Below are 17,582 nucleotides of genomic sequence, written 5' to 3'. Positions count from 1 at the left end.
CGACTGTTCGACGTGCGATGGGATGGCCAGCGAGCCGACGAGACCGAACCCGAACAGGCGTTGCTCGGCCTGTCCGGGCTGATCCGCTCCGTGCGGTCGCCGGACTTCTCCGGGGTGACCTTTCACGAGGTACGGGCCCGCTCGGTGCTGAACAAGATGCCGAAAACCTCGTCGATGCCGTTTCGCTGGACGGTGAATCCCTACCGCGGCTGCTCGCACGCCTGCACCTACTGCCTGTCCGGGGACACCGCGATCCTGATGGCCGACGGCCGCACCAAGCCGCTGGCCGACCTCGCGGTGGGCGACGAGATCTACGGAACCTACAGCGAGCAGGGCAGGCGCCGGTACGTGCGGACGCATGTGCTCGCGCACTGGTCCACCGTGAAGCCCGCCTACCGGGTCACCCTCGAGGACGGCACGGAGCTGGTCGCCAGTGGTGATCATCGGTTTCTCACCGAACGGGGCTGGAAACACGTGACCGGCAGCCGGTTCGGCGCCGCGCAACGGCCGCATCTCACCACCCGCAACCGGCTGGTCGGCACCGGCCCGTTCGCGCCGCCGCCGGAGGAGGGCCCGGAGTACCGCGTCGGCTACCTGTGCGGGGCGCTCACCGACGAGGGTGATACCGCGCCGGCGCACCGTTTCCGGCTGGCCTCACCCGATCGCGAGATGCTGCGCAGGGCCAGGGAGTACCTCACCGCGTTCGGCGTCCCGGTGGATGAGTCGGTGTCCCCGCCGGGCGTCGGCGCCCGCCGCCCTGGGGGTGCGGCGGGCACTGCGGGGCAGGCCGCGCTGGCCGAGCTGTTCGAACTCCCCGTACATCCCGGCACAGGATGGCAGAAGGGATTCCTCGCCGGCGTGTTCGACGCCAGGGGCAGGCGTGCCGACACCGAACTGCGGCTGACCGGCCTCGAGCCGGACACCGCCGAAGCCGCCCGGCTGGCGTTGACCCGGCTGGTGTTCCGGCACACCGTCGAGGACGGCGGGCGTACGATCCGGCTGTCCGGTGGGGTCGAGGAACAGTTGCGTTTCTTCCACACCGTGGACCCCGCGGCCGGGCGCAAGCGCATGATCGACGGGGCCGCGGTCCGCGGTATGCCGGGCCTCGCTGTCGCGGCGGTCGAGCCGACCGGACTCGAACTGCCGCTGTTCGACATCACCACCGGAACGGGCGACTTCATCGCGAACGGGGTGGTGAGCCACAACTGTTTCGCCCGCAAATCGCACACCTATCTCGACTTCGACTCCGGCCTGGACTTCGACACCCAGGTGGTGGTGAAGGTCAACGCGCCCGACGTGCTGGCCGCGCAGGTGCGCAAACCGGGTTGGGCCCGCGAGCACGTGGCCATGGGCACCAACACCGACCCCTACCAGCGGGCGGAGGGCCGGTACCAGCTCATGCCGGGGATCATCCGCGCGCTGGCCGACTCCGGTACGCCGTTCTCGATCCTCACCAAGGGCACCGTGCTGACCAGGGACCTACCGCTGCTGGAATCGGTGAGCGCGGACGTCTCGGTCGGGCTGGGCGTGTCCATCGCGCTGCTGGACCGGGAGCTGCAGCGACGGCTGGAGCCGGGCACACCGAGTCCGCAGGCGCGGCTGGAACTGGTGCGCAGGGCGGCGCAGGCCGGCCTGCCCTGCGGGGTCATGGTGGCGCCGGTGCTGCCCGGGCTGACCGACTCGATGGAGGCGCTGGACGGGATACTCGGCGCCGTGGCCGACGCGGGGGCCAGCGGGGTCACCGTGCTGCCGCTGCACCTGCGGCCCGGGGCACGAGAGTGGTTCCTGAGGTGGCTCGGCGCCCACCATCCGGAGCTGGTGCCGCGCTACCGCGAGCTCTACGCGGGCGGCAGCTACGTCAACCGGCACTACCGGAACTGGTTGGGCGAGCGGGTCGGCAGGTTGCTCCGGCGACACGGGCTCGACCAGGGTGGTCCCGGTCATCGCGACGGCGGCGAGGGCGCGGTTCCCATCCAGCGTGCGCCCGAACACGACGCCAGCCAGGGCGGTGATCAACTGTCCCTGCTGTGACCCCGCGGAAACCTGGTGGCGGAGCCCCGGTGCTCGTTCGTTAGCCTCTACCGTCGGCAGAAAACTGCCGATGTCCGACGATCACGCGTTCCGAGAGACTGGTCGCGAACTGGAGTCAACTGCCTGTGGCGAGTGGAAGAGCGCGCGCGGCGGAGCCCACGAGCGGCGAGGCCGGGCGCACCGCGTACGAAGGTCACGATGACCGTGCCGGAGTCCGAGCCCGGCCGAGCCGATCGTGTCGCGCGTTTGCCAACAGGCACTGAGAGAACGAGGAGAGCAACCGCAGTGCTTCGCACCCACAACGCCGGCACCCTGCGTGCCGAGCATGTCGGCCAGACCGTCACCCTCACCGGCTGGGTGGCCAGGCGGCGCGATCACGGCGGGGTCATCTTCATCGATCTGCGGGACGCCAGCGGGGTGGCACAGGTCGTCTTCCGCGAGGGCGAGATGGCCGAGCGTGCGCACGACCTGCGGGCGGAGTTCTGCCTCCGGGTCGTCGGCGAGGTCGCCGCGCGGCCGGAGGGGAACGAGAACGCGGAGATCGCCACCGGCGCGATCGAGGTGCTGGTCACCGGCCTCGAGGTGCTGTCCGAGTCGTCCACGCTGCCGTTCCCGATCGACGAACGGCTGGAGGTCGGCGAGGAGGTTCGGCTGCGGCACCGCTACCTCGACCTGCGCCGCGCCGGTCCGGCCGCGGCGATGCGGCTGCGCAGCGAGGTGAACAGGGCCGCACGGGAGGTGCTGCACGGCAGGGACTTCGTCGAGGTGGAGACCCCGACGATGACCCGGTCGACCCCGGAGGGCGCCCGCGACTTCGTGGTGCCCGCGCGGCTCAAGCCGGGCTCCTGGTATGCCCTCCCGCAGTCTCCGCAGCTGTTCAAGCAACTGCTCATGGTCGGCGGGCTGGAACGCTACTACCAGATCGCCCGCTGCTACCGGGACGAGGATTTCCGGGCCGACCGCCAGCCCGAGTTCACCCAGCTCGACATCGAGATGAGCTTCGTGGACCAGGACGATGTGATCGGGCTCGGCGACGAGATCATCGCCGCGCTCTGGCGGCTGATCGGCCACGAGGTGCCGCGGCCGATTCGGCGCATCAGCTATGCCGAGGCCATGGCCAAGTACGGCACGGACAAGCCGGACCTGCGGTTCGACCTGGAGATCACCGAGCTCACCGAGTACTTCGCGGACACCCCGTTCCGGGTGTTCCAGGCGCCCTACGTGGGGGCCGTGGTGATGGCGGGCGGCGCCGACCAGCCCCGCCGGCAGCTCGACGCCTGGCAGGAATGGGCGCGGCAACGCGGCGCCAAGGGACTGGCCTACGTGCTCATCGAGGAGGACGGTACGCTGGGCGGGCCGGTCGCCAAGAACCTCGCCGAGCACGAGCGTGCCGGGCTGGCCGACGCGGTCGGCGCGAAACCGGGCGACTGCGTGTTCTTCGCCGCAGACAAGCCCTCCGCCGCGCGGGCGCTGCTCGGCGCGGCCAGGGTGGAGATCGGTCACCGGCTCGGCCTGATCGATCCCGAAGCCTGGTCCTTCGTGTGGGTGGTGGACTTCCCGTTGTTCGAGGCGGCCGAGGACACCGATGACGTCGCCGTCGGTACCGGCGCGTGGACCGCGCTGCACCACGCGTTCACCTCACCGACCCCGGAATGGGTCGACAAATTCGAGTCCGACCCGGGTAACGCGCTCGCCTACGCGTACGACATTGTCTGTAACGGCAACGAAATCGGTGGTGGATCAATTCGTATCCATCGCGCCGACGTGCAGAAGCGGGTGTTCGAGATACTGGGCATTTCCGAACAGGAGGCTCAGGAGAAGTTCGGCTTCCTGCTCGACGCGTTCCAGTACGGGCCGCCGCCGCACGGCGGCGTCGCCTTCGGCTGGGACCGCATCGTGATGCTGCTCGCCGGTGCCGACTCGTTGCGCGAGGTGATCGCCTTCCCGAAGAGCGGTGGTGGTTACGACCCGCTCACCGGGGCGCCGGCGCCCATCACCGCAGCGCAGCGCAAGGAAGCAGGCGTGGACGCCAAGCCCCGGGCGGAGGCGTAACGCACGTCACGACACCGCATCGGTGGCATGCTGTCATCGGGTTGTGACGGTGTGGGCAGATCCTTCCTGGGTGGGATCGCGTCTGCCCCGGTCGGGCCGCCGATGGCGCCGCCGGACGCCCGTTGTCACTCCGACAGCACGGAGCGTGCGCACCCCGAGTCGAAAGAGTCACCGAGTTCGCGGTGGAAATGGTTGCTCGCTCACTAGTAGGGTCAATGACAATGACAGTGGATACCTCCTCTGCCGACGATTCGACTGTCGGAGCTGGAGCGGAACTTCTCGCGATCGGGACCGCCATCGAGGCCGGCGAGGCGGTGTTGTCGCAGCGTTTCGGCAGCTCGATCACCTTGGTGGCTCCGGAAGACCTCGCCGGAAGCGGTCCGGCGACGGTGGTACGGGCCAGGGTGGCGTCCTCGCCGTTCGCGCTGCCACGCACGCTGGTCATCAAGCACTACCCGGACAAACCGGCTCCGGGTGAGGTCGATCCGTTCGCCCAGGAGGCGGTCAGCTACCAGTTGTTCACCGCGCTCTCGGCGGACGAGCGCATGTGCCCCGAGTTGCTCGCGCACGACGGTGGCCATCGGGTGCTGGTCATCGACGACCTCGGCGGGGCGCCCACACTGCGGGATCGGCTGTACGGCTCGGATGCCCGCGCCGCGGAGACCGCCTTGCTGTCCTGGTCCCGCTCGCTCGGCAGGCTGCACGCCAGCACGGCCGGCCGGGAGGCGGACTTCAACGCTTTGCTTCGCAGGCTCGGTGGGAAGGCGCGGGGTGACGACACCACCGGTGTGCTGGCCTGCGCGCAGCTGCCCGCGCTGCTGGAACGCAGGCTCGAGGTGTCCACCCCCACCGCGGTACGCGAGGTGGCCGAGGGCGCGGCCGAGAAGGCGCGTTCGGCCTGCTACCGCGCTTTCAGCCCGGTCGAGCTGTGGCCGGACAACAACCTGGTGACCAACGAGGGGGTCCGCTTCCTCGATTTCGAACGGGGCCGCGTGCGCAACGCGCTGATCGACGCGGGGCACCTGCGGGTGCCGTTCGTGTCCAGCCCACATGCGCTGGCGCTGCCCGCCGGGATGAGCGAGGCGATGATCGCCGCCTGGCGCGCGGAGGTCGCCGACCTGTGGCCCGCGCTCGCCGATGACGACATCCTCGCCGGTCATCTGCTGGACAGCCAGCAGGTGCTGGTGTGGTGGTCCACCTGGGAGTTGTTGCAGGCCATGCCGCACAACGACCCGCGGCCGACCGGCCGGGCCGCCGCGCTGGTGAGCTGGTGGCGGGATCTCGCCCAGCACGCCGAACGTGCGGATTTCGGCGAGGTCGCCGCGCATGCCTGGACGGTGGCGACCGCGCTGGACGCGGCCTTCGGGCCGGGTCTGGAGCTGGCGCTGTACCCGGCTTTCCGCTAGGACACCGCCGGGCGGCACCGGCACGGAGGATTCGCCGAGGCGTCCGCACCTCGTTACCCGGAGATCACCACCGGTGAGCCTGCGTGGCTGATCGTCGGATCGTGACCGTGGTGAGCGAGAACGTCACTCCGACGACCATCGACCCCCTACCCATCGAACCCACGACGGCACCGGCCGCACCACGCCGCGCGCGCACCTTGGCCGTACTCGGCGACTCCACCGCCGTCGGCCTCGGTGACCGGATCCCCGGCGGCTGGCGTGGTGTCGGGCCGTTCGTCGCGGAGGCGCTCGGCGTCGACGCGGACCGGTACCTGAACACGTCCTTCACCGGAGCCAGGATGCGCTGCGTCCGGGATGAGCAACTGCCGGCCGCGCTCGATCACCGCCCCGACGTGGCGCTCGTGATCGTCGGCATGAACGACACGCTGCGGTCGGATTTCGCGCCCGCCGTGCTCGCCGAGCGCCTCGACGACGTGGTGGGTGCGCTACGGGCGGTCGGGGCCACCGTGGTGCCGCTGCGGTTCCACGACCACGGGAAGGTGTTCCGCCTGCCCCGGCCGCTCTACCGGGCGTTGAAGTCCCGTATCGACGAGCTCAACGAGGCGATCGACCTCGTGGTGGCCCGGCACGGGGTGCCCTGCCTCGACCTCGCCACCGTGCCGGGAACCTACGAGCTGCCCGCCTGGAGCGTGGACCGGCTGCATCCCTCCGAGTTCGGGCATCGCCTGCTGGCCCGCGGGTTCACCGACGTGCTCGCCGAGGCGGGTTTCGCGGTGCCGGAACCGGTCACCCTCGAGCGATCCGGCGGGGTCGCCACCAGCACCCTCGAGCACGTCGGCTGGTTGCTGGTGAAGGGTGTTCCGTGGTTGTGGCGGCGGGGCCGGGACCTTGTTCCGCACGCCGCGAGCATCATGCTGCGCTCGGCGGCCGAGACGGCCATCGAACGCGGACGCCGCTGAGGGTCAGCGGCCGTCCCGTGGCGCGAACACGGCATGTGCCTCCAGGTCGGAGGCGGGGTTGCGGACGAAGGAGTCCACCCACGCCTCGACGTCCGGGTAACCCGAAGTGTCCACAATAGACTTGCAGGCGGCTTCGGTGTCGAACATCGTGCGCCGCAACTGAATAGCGGGCCCGGTGGAGCCGCCGAGCAGCGCCCAGTGCGCCCCCGTCGACCCGTAGGGCATGCCCACGCTCCCGGGATTCACCACCAGCCTGCGGTCCACCAGCCGGGTGAACGGCATGTGCGTGTGCCCGCACACCACCGTCCGTACCGAGGTGTCCACGCGGGCGAGGACCTCCTCCCAGCGCCACATCGGGCTGTCCACCAGCACGAGCTCCTCGTCGTCGCGCGGGGTCGCGTGGCAGAACAGCACCGGGCCGAGCCCGCGGATGTCCACGCGCCGGGTGGCGGGCAGCGCGGCGAGCCGCTCCAGGTGCGCCGGGGTCAGCTGCGCGGCCGCCCACGGCGCGATCGGATCGGGGATCTCGGTCTCCCCGCCCCCGGCCAGGGCGACCAGTTCCCGGTCGGCGTTCCCGCTCACCCACCGTGCCCGATCCCCCAGCCCGGCCAGCAGGTCAAGGGTGGCGACGGGCTGCGGCCCCGCGGCGACGTCCCCGGTGAGCAGCACGAGGTCCGCGGCGACGACCTCGGGTTCGGCGAGCACGGCTTCCAGCGCGGGCAGCACGCCGTGGACGTCGGACAGGACGGCGACACGATCGACCATGCACACATCCTGGCGGCCCGCGGGCCGCCGGTGTGGCCGTGTTCGCGGTCGGCGCACGCGGTGTCCCTCCCGGCGGCTACCGTCGGGGACGTGGAACAAGACGAACTGTTCACGGTGAACCCGGATCTGGCGAATCCACCGGAGCCGCCGGAACCGGTCGCGGCCCGGGCGGAGCGGCCGGTGCCGCCAGGCTCGCCGCTGGCGGTGCGGATGCGCCCGCGCACCCTGGACGAGGTGGTCGGCCAGCAACACCTGCTCGGCGAGGGTGCTCCGCTGCGCAGGCTGGTCGAAGGCGCGGCCCCGGCCTCGGTCCTGCTCCACGGCCCGCCGGGCACCGGCAAGACGACGCTGGCGAACCTGGTCTCCACCGCGACCGGCCGTCGCTTCGTGGCGCTGTCGGCCCTGTCGGCCGGGGTGAAGGAGGTGCGTGGCGTCATCGAGGAGGCGCGGCGCAGGCGCAACTACAACGCGGAGAACACGGTGCTGTTCATCGACGAGGTGCACCGCTTCTCCAAGACCCAGCAGGACGCGCTGCTCGGCGCCGTCGAGGACCGGACGGTGCTGCTGGTGGCCGCCACCACCGAGAACCCGTCCTTCTCGGTGGTGTCCCCGCTGCTGTCCCGCTCGCTGGTGCTGCAACTGCGCCCGCTCACCGATGCCGATATCCGCGACCTGATCCGGCGTGCCCTGGTCGAGGAACGCGGGCTGGGCGGGCGGATCGAGCTCACCGAGGAGGCCGAGGACCATCTGGTGCGGCTGGCCTCGGGGGACGCTCGCCGGGCGCTCACCGCACTGGAGGCGGCCGCCGACGCCGCCGCGGCGACCGAGCACAAGGTGGTCGACCTGGCGACCGTGGAGTCGACCGTGGACAAGGCGGCGGTGCGCTACGACCGCGACGGTGACCAGCACTACGACGTGATCAGCGCGTTCATCAAGTCCATCCGGGGCTCCGACGTGGACGCCGCGCTGCACTACCTGGCCCGGATGATCGAGGCGGGGGAGGATCCGCGGTTCCTGGCCCGCAGGCTGGTCGTGCACGCCAGCGAGGACATCGGCATGGCCGATCCCACGGCACTGCAGTCGGCCGTGGCCGCCGCGCACGCGGTGCAGTTCATCGGCATGCCGGAGGGCAGGCTCGCGCTGGCCCAGGCCACCGTGCACCTGGCGACCGCGCCGAAGTCCAACGCGGTGATCGCCGGGATCGACGCCGCGCTCGCCGACGTGCGTTCCGGCCGGATCGGGACCGTACCGCCACACCTGCGGGACGGGCACTACGCGGGGGCGACGAAACTCGGCAATGCCAAGGGTTACCAGTACCCGCACGACGTCCCCGAGGGCGTGCTCGCCCAGCAGTACCCGCCGGACGAGCTGGTCGGCCAGGACTACTACCACCCCACCCAGCGGGGCGCCGAGCGCACCCTCGCCGACCGCGTCCCCAAGCTCCGCCGCACGATCCGCGACTCCTGACCCGGTCGACTCAGCCGGAGATCCCGGGGCGGCCGTTCTCCACCCTGCCGGTGAGGGTGCGCAGGAAGGTGGGATCGGATTCGGTGGTGATCTCGGCGTCGTACCAGCCGTGTGCCACCGGCCAGGCCACCGCGGCCGACCTGCCGGGGGCGACCCGGACGAACCGCGTCGCGCGAGCGTGGCGGGATGCCGAAAGGCGCAGCATCAGCGCCTCGCTCCCGCCGTTGGCCAGCACGAACTCCACCCCGTGCCGGTGCGGCAGTACCCGGGTGCGCACGTCCAGCCCCGCCGCCGCGCCGGAGCGGCTGCCGCGCAGTTCCCACCAGGACCGGTTCGGGCCCTGCACGACCACCCGGTAGCCGTCCGCGGGCAGGTCGAGCCGCTCGGTGTGCTCCCGCTGCACGTCGTGATGCGCCGGCGCCGGTAACTCACCGGCGTAGGGGTACACGGCGAAGTGGGCAGCCGCGCGGCCGTCGTTGCGCAGCCGCAGCGCGAGCCTGCCGTGCTCGACGGATCCGGACACCGTGGCCCGGTAGGGCAGCGGGCGCGCGACCCGCCGCCCCGGCTCCGCCGAGGGCATGCGCTGCGACTCCGGCGGTTCCGGGTGCCAGCGGTCGACCGCCTCCGGCACCGGGCCCGGGCGGCGCGGCCGTGGCGGCCGCCCGGCCCACCGGAAGTCGAACGCGCCGGTGAGGTCGCCTGCCACCGTCCGGCGCCACGGGCTGATGTTCGGTTCGCGCACCCCGGTCCACCGCTCGAGGAACCGCAGCATCGAGGTGTGGTCGTAGACCCGCGAGTCGACGAAACCGCCGATGGTCCACGGGGACACCACGGTCATCGGCACCCGGGGCCCGAGCCCGAGCGGCCTGCCGTCCACGTGGTCGGCGTCGTCCCCCTCCACCGCGGGCGGGACCGGCGGCGGCACGTGGTCGAAGTAGCCGTCGTTCTCGTCGAAGGTGAGGAACAGGGCCGTGGTCGACCACACCCGAGGGTCGGCCGCGATCGCGTCCAGCACCCGGTACACGAAATTGGCACTGCCCACCGGGGTGGACGCGCTGGGATGCTCGGAGTCGGCCGCGGGCGGCACCAGCCAGGACACCCGGGGCAGGGTGCCGGCCGCGATATCCGCGCGCAGCCGCGGCAGCAGGCTGCCGGGGGCCCCGCGGAAGGCCGCGCGGTCGAACAGGTCCCGCTCCGCGGGGCTCAGCGCGGCGCGCCCGGTCTCGAACCGGGCCAGCAGCCGCTCCCGCTCGGCCTCGGGCTTGCCGAACAAGCCGAGGTAGAACTCCTCGGTGGTGCGGTACCCACCGTCCACGGCGGCCAGTATCTTCCGCCCGATGTCCTTCCACGGGCGAAAGTACTCCACGGCGTTGTCGGTGAAGTTGTCCCACTCCTGGTAGATCCGCCACGGCACCCCGGCATCCGTCAGCCGCTGCGGGTAGGTGGTCCACTCGTAACCCGCGTGGTCGTAGGAGTAGGCGGCGTTGGTCACCGCCCGTTCCCCGGTGCCCGGCTCGGTGCCCACCGTGCCGCTCCACAGGAAGTTGCGGTTCGGGTTGGTCGAGCCGAAGACCGAGCAGTGGTAGGCGTCGCAGACGGTGAAGGTGTCGGCCAGCTCGTACTGCAGGGCGATGTCCCTGCGGTCGTAGTAGGTCATCGTGGCCGCACCCTTGTGCGCGATCCAGTCGTCGTACCAGCCGCCCGCCCAGGCACCGGTGGCGTCGCCCCAGCCGTGCGGAAGGGCACCGAGGTACTGGATGTCGGCGGGGTCGCGACCCTCCCGCTCGGCCTGCGCGCGCAGCGAGAACGGCAGCACGCTGCCGCCACCGGGTCGTGGCTGGGCGAACACCGGGTCACCGCCCGGCAGTTCCAGCGGGTGCGGGTCGGCGAAGCCCCGGACCCCGCGCAGGGTGCCGAAGTAGTGGTCGAAGGAGCGGTTCTCCTGCATCAGCACGATCACGTGCTCGACGGCGTCCAGCCCACCCCGGCGCATCGGCCGCGCCATGGCGGTGTGCAACGAGGGTGGCAGCAGGGAGGCGGCGAGGCCGCCGGTGACGGCTCCGGACAGGCCCAGCAGGTGGCGGCGGGAGAGAGTCGGCATGGGCGCCAGCCTCGCCCGGCGAGGTGAACGGGGCAAGAATCCAGCGGGAAGATCCGACCGACGTACGGGGCCGAAAGAGGGTGTTCGGAACGACCCGGCGACCACGGGCCGACAGGCCCGTGCGAGCGATCGTCGCAGTTTACCGCACTGGCGAAGCGCACTGCGGATCCGAACACCCCGACCGTCGAAGAAGGCACGGCGTCCTACCGTGCGGCGCCGGGGCGGCTACGGTGGGCCGCCGGGCCGCTTCCGAGGCGGCGCGGTAGCCTGACCGGCAATTCCGCGAAGCTCGAAAGCCGCCTACCCGGACCATTGGAGGGCACGTGTCGCCCACGCAGATCGCCGCGTTGATCGCCGCAGGCGCCTTCGTGCTGCTGGTGTTGTTGCTGGCGATCCCGTTGCTCAAGCTCGCGCGCACGCTCGACGAGGCGACGGTCGCGATCCGCAAGGCACACGAGAACACCGACCCCTTGCTGCACGGCGCCAACGACACCATCACGCACGTGAACACCCAGCTCGAGCGGGTCGACGGCATCACGGCCAACGCGCAGGCCGTGTCCGGCAACGTCTCGGCGCTGTCCTCGGTGTTCACCGCCACCCTCGGCGGCCCGCTGGTCAAGACCGCCGCGCTGTCCTACGGCGTCAGCAGGGCCGTGCGGGCGCGCCGCAAGGCCAAGTCCGACGGCGGCAACAAGCACGTCCTGCGGCGCGTGCGGGGTGGTAAGTGATGAGGCGGCTGTTCTGGCTCGGTGTCGGGGTCGCCGCGGGTGTGACCCTGGCCAGGAAGGCCACCGAAACCGCTCGCCAGGCCACGCCGGCCGGGTTAGCCTCGAACGTGGGTGGGGCCATCAGCGAGCTGGCCGGCGCCGTGGGCGCCTTCGGCGCGGATGTCCGCGCCGGGATGAGCGAACGAGAGCAGGAACTGAGCGAGATGGTGCAGCAGCGCTCCGGAGTGCCGGCACGACCGGGCCGCGGGCCCGTCGGCCCGGCCTCGGCAGCCGGCAGGCGCACCGCCGCGCGCCCGCAGGCCCGGCGAGCGCGCCGGGCGGAGGGCTGACGCGCAGCAGGCTCACCTCGCGCGGGCCCGGGAGCCCTCCGCCTGCGCAGCCGTTCCCCGAACCCGGCCGGGCGTGCCCGTCGCGTACCGGTCCGCAAGCCACAAGGACACCCAGTGGAAACACACGAAATCGCCAACCGGTTCCTCAACCATTTCGAGAAGAACGGGCACACCAGGGTGCCGAGCGCCTCGCTCATCCTGGACGACCCGAACCTGCTGTTCGTGAACGCGGGCATGGTGCAGTTCAAGCCGTACTTCCTCGGCGACGTGCCGCCGCCGTACCCGCGCGCGACCAGCGTGCAGAAGTGCGTGCGCACCGGGGACATCGACGAGGTCGGCAAGACCACCCGGCACAACACGTTCTTCCAGATGGCGGGCAACTTCTCCTTCGGGGACTACTTTAAGGAGGGCGCCATCGAGCTGGCCTGGGACCTGGTCACCAGGTCGCAGGCCGACGGCGGCTACGGCCTCGAACCGGACCGGCTGTGGGTCACCGTGTACGAGCACGACGCCGAGGCGGCCGCGCTGTGGCGGAAGGTGACCGGCATCCCCGCCGAACGCATCCAGTACCGCGACGCCGAGGACAACTACTGGGACATGGGCGTACCGGGCCCCGGCGGCCCGTGCTCGGAGATCTACTACGACCGCGGCCCGGAGTACGGCCGCGAGGGCGGTCCCGTGGTGGACGAGGACCGCTACCTCGAGATCTGGAACCTGGTGTTCATGCAGGACATCCGGGGCGAGGAGAGCCCGAAGAAGGGCGCACCCGTCCTCGGTGAGCTGCCGCAGAAGAACATCGACACCGGGATGGGCATCGAGCGGGTGGCCTACCTGATGCAGGGTGTGGCCAACGTGTACGAGACCGACCTGGTGCGCCCGGTGATCGCCAGGGCGGAGGAGTTCTCCGGGCGGGCCTACGGGAACAACCACGCCGACGACGTGCGCTTCCGGGTGATCGCCGACCACGCGCGCTCCGGCGTCATGCTGATCGGCGACGGCGTCACCCCCGGCAACGAGGCCCGCGGTTACGTGCTGCGCAGGCTGCTGCGCCGGATCGTGCGCTCGATGCGGCTGCTCGGGGTGCACGAGCCGGTGCTGCCGGAGTTCGCCGCCATCGTGCGGGACGCGATGGGGCCGGCCTACCCGGAACTGGTCACCGACTTCGACCGGATCTCCGACGTGATGCGCGTCGAGGAGGAGACCTTCCTCGCCACGCTCACCAGCGGCTCGCGCATCTTCGACCTGGCGGCCGAGGAGACCAAGCACTCCGGCGGCAACATCCTGGCCGGGGACAAGGCCTTCCAGCTGCACGACACCTACGGCTTCCCGATCGACCTCACCCTGGAGATGGCCGCCGAACAAGGCCTTTCCGTGGACGAGGACGGTTTCCGCACGCTGATGGAGGAGCAGCGGCAGCGGGCCAAGGCCGACGCCGCCGCGCGCAAGAGCGGGCACGGTGACCTCTCGGTCTACCGGGACGTGCTGGAACAGCACGGCGAGACCACCTTCCTCGGCTACCGCGACCTGCAGGCCACCGCGAAGGTGATCGGCCTGCTGTCGGGCGGTCAGCCGGTGCGCTCGGTCGCCGAGGGGACCAAGGCGGAGGTGATGCTGGACCGCACCCCGTTCTACGCCGAGAGCGGTGGCCAGGTCGCCGACACCGGGGTGCTGGTCGGCGCCGGGGTCGAGCTGAAGGTCCTGGACGTACAGAAGATCGTGCCGGGCCTGTTCGTGCACCGCGTCGAGGTGACGGCGGGTGAGCTCGGCGTCGGCACCGAGGTCACCGGATCGGTGGACGCGCAGCGCAGGGCCTCCATCGCCCGCTCGCACTCGGCGACGCACCTGGTGCACGCGGCGGTGCGCGGGGCCTACGGCAGGCGCGCCGCGCAGGCCGGTTCGCTGAACTCACCGGGCCGGATGCGGTTCGACTTCACCGCCTCCGGAGCGGTGTCCGCGGACCTCCTCACCTCGGTGGAGGAAGAGGTGAACGACTACCTGCAGACCGATGTGCCGGTGCAGAGCTACGTCACCACCAAGGACAAGGCACTGGAGCTGGGCGCGGTCGCGCTGTTCGGCGAGAAGTACGGCAACGAGGTGCGGGTGGTCGACATGGGCGACTACTCCCGCGAGCTGTGTGGGGGGACCCACGTCGGCCGGATCGGCGAGCTCGGGCTGGTCAAGCTGGTCACCGACTCCTCCATCGGATCCGGGGTGCACCGGGTGGAGGCGCTGGTCGGCAACGACGCCCTGCGGCACGTGCGCAAGGAGCAGCTGCTGGTGTCCCAGCTGGCGAACTCGCTGAAGGTGCCGACGGAGAAGCTGCCCTCCCGGGTGGAGGACATCGTCGCCCGGCTGCGCAACGCGGAGAAGGAGATCGAGCAACTGCGCACCCGGCAGGTGCTCGGCTCGGCGGGCACGCTGGCGGACAAGGCCCAGGACGCCGGCGGGGTATCGCTGGTGGCCGAGCGGGTCCCGGACGGTGTCGACGCGAGCGGGGTGCGCGCGCTGGCCACCGAGGTCCGCAACCGGCTCGGTTCCCGGCCGGGCGTGGTCGCGCTGTTCGCGCCGTCCGGCGAGAAGGTCAGCTTCGTCGTGGCGACCACGCCCGCGGCGCGGGACAGGGGCATCGAGGCGGGCAGGCTGGTGCCCGCCTTCGCCGAGGCGGTCGGCGGTCGCGGCGGTGGCAAGCCGGATATGGCGCAGGGCGGCGGCACCGAGCCGGGCGGTATCGACACGGCCATCGCGCGGCTGCGGGAAGCGGTGGCCCGCGGGTGACCGGGCGCCGTCCGGATCGGCCGGGGGACAACGATCCCGGGCCGGGCAGGCGGCTCGGGATCGACGTAGGCTCGGTTCGAGTCGGTGTCGCACTGAGCGATCCCGCGCCGTTACTCGCCAGCCCGCTCGTTACTCTGTCGCGTGATGCGCACAACGACAGCGATCTCGATCAGTTGGCCTTGCTCGTCGCCGAGAACGAGGTGGTTGAGGTGATCGTAGGACTGCCGAGAACGCTGGCCGACCGCCACGGTACCGCCGCGCAGATCGCCGTCGAGTACGCCGACCGGGCGGCCGACCGGATCGCACCGGTCGCCGTCCGGCTCGCCGACGAGCGGCTGACCACCGTCAGCGCCACCCGGATGCTCGCGCAGCGGGGGGTGAAGGGACGCAAACAACGCGCCGTGATCGACCAGGCCGCCGCGGTGGAAATCCTGCAGGGTTGGCTCGATGCCCGCGCGGCGGCCCGCTCCCGCCCGGAGACAGGGGAGGGTTCGTGACCGGCCCCGGCAACCCGCACGGCCCGCCCGACGGCGGGAGGCGGCGCAGGCCGCCGCAGCGCCCCATGCCCACCGAGGGCGCGCCCCCGCGGCCCGCGCCCCCCAGGCCCCGCCGGCAGCCCGCGCCGGGGGAGTTCAGCCAGCACCGCGGTGAGCTGGGCGGTCCGCCCGGCGATATCCCGCCGCCCCCGAATCCGCAGGTGCCGCGCGGTGGGCGCCGCCGCCGGTACGTGGAGGGGCCGCCGCCGGACGAGCGCCCCACCGAGGTGCTGCACCTCGACCACGACTGGTTCGACGAGCCGCGGCCGCGCCCGGACCGGGACCACGACCCGGACTCCCCCGACGAGGACTTCTACGACGAGTACGACGGTGAGTACTACGACGAGGAGTACTACGACGAGGACGGCTACGCGGACGAGGATGACGACGACGAGGACCGGGCCGAGCCGGAGTACTTCGACGACGGGCGGGACGAACCGCCACGGCGCACCCGCGGGCGGCGCGGCAAACGGGCACTCGGCTGGATCGGCGCCATCGCGGTGATCGTGCTGCTCGCCGGAGCCGCCTGGTTCGGCGCGCGGGAGCTGCTCGGCTTCGGCTACGCGGACTACGAGGGCGACGGCGAGTCCGACGTGCTGCTGCAGGTGGCCGATGGCGACTCGACCTCCTCGATCGCGGGCAAACTCGAGGACAGCGATGTGGTCGCCAGCGCCAAGGCGTTCGTCGAGGCGAGCGAGGACGACAGCAGGGTGCTGAGTGTGCAGCCCGGCTACTACGTGATGAAGACCAAGATGTCCGGCGCGAGTGCGGTGCGGCAGCTGGTGAGCCCGCAGGCCAGGGTGGGGCAGCTGGAGGTCCGCGGCGGCACCGAGCTGGACGACACCATCCTGCCGGACGACAAGGTCAGCGAGGGCGTGCTGTCCCTGCTGTCCAAGGCGTCCTGCGCGGACCTGAACGGCACCAGCACCTGCGTTCCGGTCGAGGAGCTGCGGACGGCGGCCGAGACAGCGGACCTCGCCGCGCTCGGTGCTCCACCCTGGGCCGCCGAGGCCGTGGCGAAGGTGGAGGGTGACCGCAAGATCGAGGGCCTGATCACCCCCGGCGTGTACGACGTGCGGCCGGGCGCGGATGCGAACGAACTGCTCGGCACGGTGCTGAAGGAGTCGGCCTCGCGGCTACGGGCGACCGGTCTTCCGGGCGATGCCGAGCCGACCGGCAAGGCCCCGTACGAGGTCCTGATCATCGCCTCGGTGATCGAGCGGGAAGCGGTGAAGCAGGACTTCGAGAAGGTGTCCAGGGTCATCTACAACCGGCTCGACGCGGGGATGAAGCTGGAGATGGACTCCACCGTCAACTACCCGCTCGACGAGCCGGTGATCCGCACCGATCCGGCGGACCGGCAGCGGCCGGGACCGTACAACACGTACCAGAACACGGGGTTGCCGCCGACGCCGATCGGGGCGCCGAGTGCGCAGGCGATCGAGGCGGCCGAGGAGCCAGCCGAAGGCGACTGGCTCTTCTTCGTCAAATGCGAGGAGAACGGGCTGTCCTGCTTCTCCGAAAGCTACGAGGAGCACCGCAGGAACGTCGACGACGCGCAGTCCCGCGGGGTTTTCTGATGGTGGGTGCGCGGCGCGCCGCCGTGCTGGGCAAGCCGGTGCGGCACTCGCTCTCGCCGGTGCTGCACGAGGCGGCGTATCGCACGCTCGGCCTTGCCGGTTGGAGTTACCAGCGGATCGAGGTGGACGCCGAGGGGTTGCCCGCGCTGGTTTCCGGCCTCGGCGGCGAGTGGGTCGGCCTCTCGGTGACCATGCCGGGTAAGCGGGCCGCGCTGGAGCTCGCCACCGAGGCCACGCCGCGGGCGAATGCGGTCGGGGCCGCGAACACCCTGGTGCGCCGGGACGGCGGCTGGCTCGCGGACTGCACCGATATCGAGGGCGTGACCGGGGCCCTGCGGGCGGCGGGTGGCTATCTGCCCTCCGGCGAGCGTGCCGGGGTGGTGCTCGGCGCGGGCGGCACCGCCGCGGCCGCCGTGGTCGCCTTCGCCGAGCTGGGGCTGCCCGGGGTGCGGCTGGTGGTGCGCGAGCCCGCCCGTGCCGCGGAAACCGCGGCGGCGGCTCGCCGTGCCGGGCTCGCGGTCGAGGTCATCCGATGGTCCGATGCGGACTTCGCCGAACTCGCCACGGCACCGGTGGTGGTGAGCACGGTTCCGGCGGAGGCGCTGGCGCCGTATCGGGCCGAACTCGCCGCGGCGCCGTGCCTGCTCGACGTCATCTACCACCCGTGGCCGACCCCGCTGGCCGACGCGGTCGCAGCCGTGGGCGGGTCGCTGGCGACCGGCCTGGACATGCTGCTGCACCAGGCGTTCGGGCAGGTCGAGCAGTTCACCGGCCTGCCCGCGCCCCGGGAGGCGATGCGCGACGCGCTGCGCGAGGCCACCGGTGGCATCCGGCCGCTGCCGGTCTAGCGTTG

General features: G+C 71.7%; 13 protein-coding genes. 11 read left to right on the top strand and 2 right to left on the bottom strand.

The window, feature by feature from the left end:
* Nucleotides 1-12 precede the first annotated feature (12 nt).
* The 4 genes from FB471_RS04450 to FB471_RS04435 all read left to right on the top strand — a co-directional run bounded on the left by FB471_RS04450 (nt 13) and on the right by FB471_RS04435 (nt 6,448).
* The gene (locus tag FB471_RS04450; protein ID WP_211357944.1) at nt 13-2,031 is read left to right on the top strand and encodes an intein-containing Rv2578c family radical SAM protein; all 2,019 of its coding nucleotides are present in this window, start codon (nt 13-15) and stop codon (nt 2,029-2,031) included.
* Between the two features lie 285 nt (nt 2,032-2,316).
* On the top strand, nt 2,317-4,083 hold the full coding sequence (gene aspS, locus FB471_RS04445) for an aspartate--tRNA ligase (protein WP_141996066.1): 1,767 nt from the start codon (nt 2,317-2,319) through the stop codon (nt 4,081-4,083).
* Between the two features lie 221 nt (nt 4,084-4,304).
* Nucleotides 4,305-5,489, top strand: a complete 1,185-nt coding sequence (locus tag FB471_RS04440; protein ID WP_141996065.1) for a phosphotransferase — start codon at nt 4,305-4,307, stop codon at nt 5,487-5,489.
* An 83-nt stretch (nt 5,490-5,572) separates the two neighbouring features.
* Nucleotides 5,573-6,448, top strand: coding sequence for an SGNH/GDSL hydrolase family protein (locus FB471_RS04435; protein ID WP_246076234.1), 876 nt, complete (start codon nt 5,573-5,575; stop codon nt 6,446-6,448).
* Nucleotides 6,449-6,451: 3 nt separating this feature from the next.
* On the opposite strand, the gene FB471_RS04430 is transcribed toward FB471_RS04435, so the two are convergent.
* Nucleotides 6,452-7,213 carry a metallophosphoesterase family protein gene (locus tag FB471_RS04430; RefSeq protein WP_141996064.1) on the bottom strand — a complete coding sequence of 254 codons (762 nt, stop codon included), beginning with the start codon at nt 7,211-7,213 and terminating at the stop codon, nt 6,452-6,454.
* 90 nt (nt 7,214-7,303) lie between these two features.
* Here FB471_RS04430 and FB471_RS04425 point away from each other — a divergent pair, with 90 nt between their 5' ends.
* Nucleotides 7,304-8,680 (top strand): replication-associated recombination protein A, encoded by a 1,377-nt coding sequence (locus FB471_RS04425; RefSeq protein ID WP_141996063.1) that lies wholly within the window; start codon nt 7,304-7,306, stop codon nt 8,678-8,680.
* 10 nt (nt 8,681-8,690) lie between these two features.
* Here the strand turns inward: FB471_RS04425 and FB471_RS04420 are convergent, their stop codons facing one another.
* The gene (locus tag FB471_RS04420) at nt 8,691-10,781 is read right to left on the bottom strand and encodes a phosphocholine-specific phospholipase C (protein WP_141996062.1); all 2,091 of its coding nucleotides are present in this window, start codon (nt 10,779-10,781) and stop codon (nt 8,691-8,693) included.
* Between the two features lie 323 nt (nt 10,782-11,104).
* Here FB471_RS04420 and FB471_RS04415 point away from each other — a divergent pair, with 323 nt between their 5' ends.
* The 6 genes from FB471_RS04415 to FB471_RS04390 all read left to right on the top strand — a co-directional run bounded on the left by FB471_RS04415 (nt 11,105) and on the right by FB471_RS04390 (nt 17,577).
* On the top strand, nt 11,105-11,509 hold the full coding sequence (locus FB471_RS04415; RefSeq protein WP_141996061.1) for a DUF948 domain-containing protein: 405 nt from the start codon (nt 11,105-11,107) through the stop codon (nt 11,507-11,509).
* Nucleotides 11,509-11,838 carry a hypothetical protein gene (locus FB471_RS04410; protein ID WP_141996060.1) on the top strand — a complete coding sequence of 110 codons (330 nt, stop codon included), beginning with the start codon at nt 11,509-11,511 and terminating at the stop codon, nt 11,836-11,838. The genes FB471_RS04415 and FB471_RS04410 overlap by 1 nt, the downstream gene beginning before the upstream one ends.
* A 114-nt stretch (nt 11,839-11,952) precedes the next feature.
* Nucleotides 11,953-14,613 carry an alanine--tRNA ligase gene (gene alaS / locus FB471_RS04405; protein WP_141996059.1) on the top strand — a complete coding sequence of 887 codons (2,661 nt, stop codon included), beginning with the start codon at nt 11,953-11,955 and terminating at the stop codon, nt 14,611-14,613.
* A complete protein-coding gene (ruvX, locus tag FB471_RS04400; RefSeq protein WP_141996058.1) occupies nt 14,610-15,110 on the top strand; it encodes a Holliday junction resolvase RuvX in 501 nt (166 codons plus the stop codon). The genes alaS and ruvX overlap by 4 nt, the downstream gene beginning before the upstream one ends.
* Nucleotides 15,107-16,729 carry an endolytic transglycosylase MltG gene (mltG, locus tag FB471_RS04395; RefSeq protein ID WP_342779399.1) on the top strand — a complete coding sequence of 541 codons (1,623 nt, stop codon included), beginning with the start codon at nt 15,107-15,109 and terminating at the stop codon, nt 16,727-16,729. The genes ruvX and mltG overlap by 4 nt, the downstream gene beginning before the upstream one ends.
* Nucleotides 16,729-17,577: a shikimate dehydrogenase gene (locus FB471_RS04390; RefSeq protein ID WP_141996057.1), complete on the top strand. Its 849-nt coding sequence runs from the start codon at nt 16,729-16,731 to the stop codon at nt 17,575-17,577. Before mltG ends, FB471_RS04390 begins: the two co-directional genes overlap by 1 nt.
* The last annotated feature ends 5 nt before the right edge of the window (nt 17,578-17,582 follow it).

The sequence above is a fragment of the Amycolatopsis cihanbeyliensis genome, assembly GCF_006715045.1.
GTDB lineage: Bacteria > Actinomycetota > Actinomycetes > Mycobacteriales > Pseudonocardiaceae > Amycolatopsis > Amycolatopsis cihanbeyliensis.
Note: the sequence above shows the minus strand (reverse complement) of the source record. Positions and strands in the feature narration are given on the sequence as shown.

Bases quoted from the DNA above. Each gene is read 5' to 3' on its own strand.
- FB471_RS04440 (WP_141996065.1), top strand. From the start codon at position 4,305: ATGACAGTGGATACCTCCTCTGCCGACGATTCGACTGTCGGAGCTGGA.
- FB471_RS04420 (WP_141996062.1), bottom strand. From the start codon at position 10,781: ATGCCGACTCTCTCCCGCCGCCACCTGCTGGGCCTGTCCGGAGCCGTC.
- FB471_RS04390 (WP_141996057.1), top strand. From the start codon at position 16,729: ATGGTGGGTGCGCGGCGCGCCGCCGTGCTGGGCAAGCCGGTGCGGCAC.
- FB471_RS04430 (WP_141996064.1), bottom strand. From the start codon at position 7,213: ATGGTCGATCGTGTCGCCGTCCTGTCCGACGTCCACGGCGTGCTGCCC.
- FB471_RS04410 (WP_141996060.1), top strand. From the start codon at position 11,509: ATGAGGCGGCTGTTCTGGCTCGGTGTCGGGGTCGCCGCGGGTGTGACC.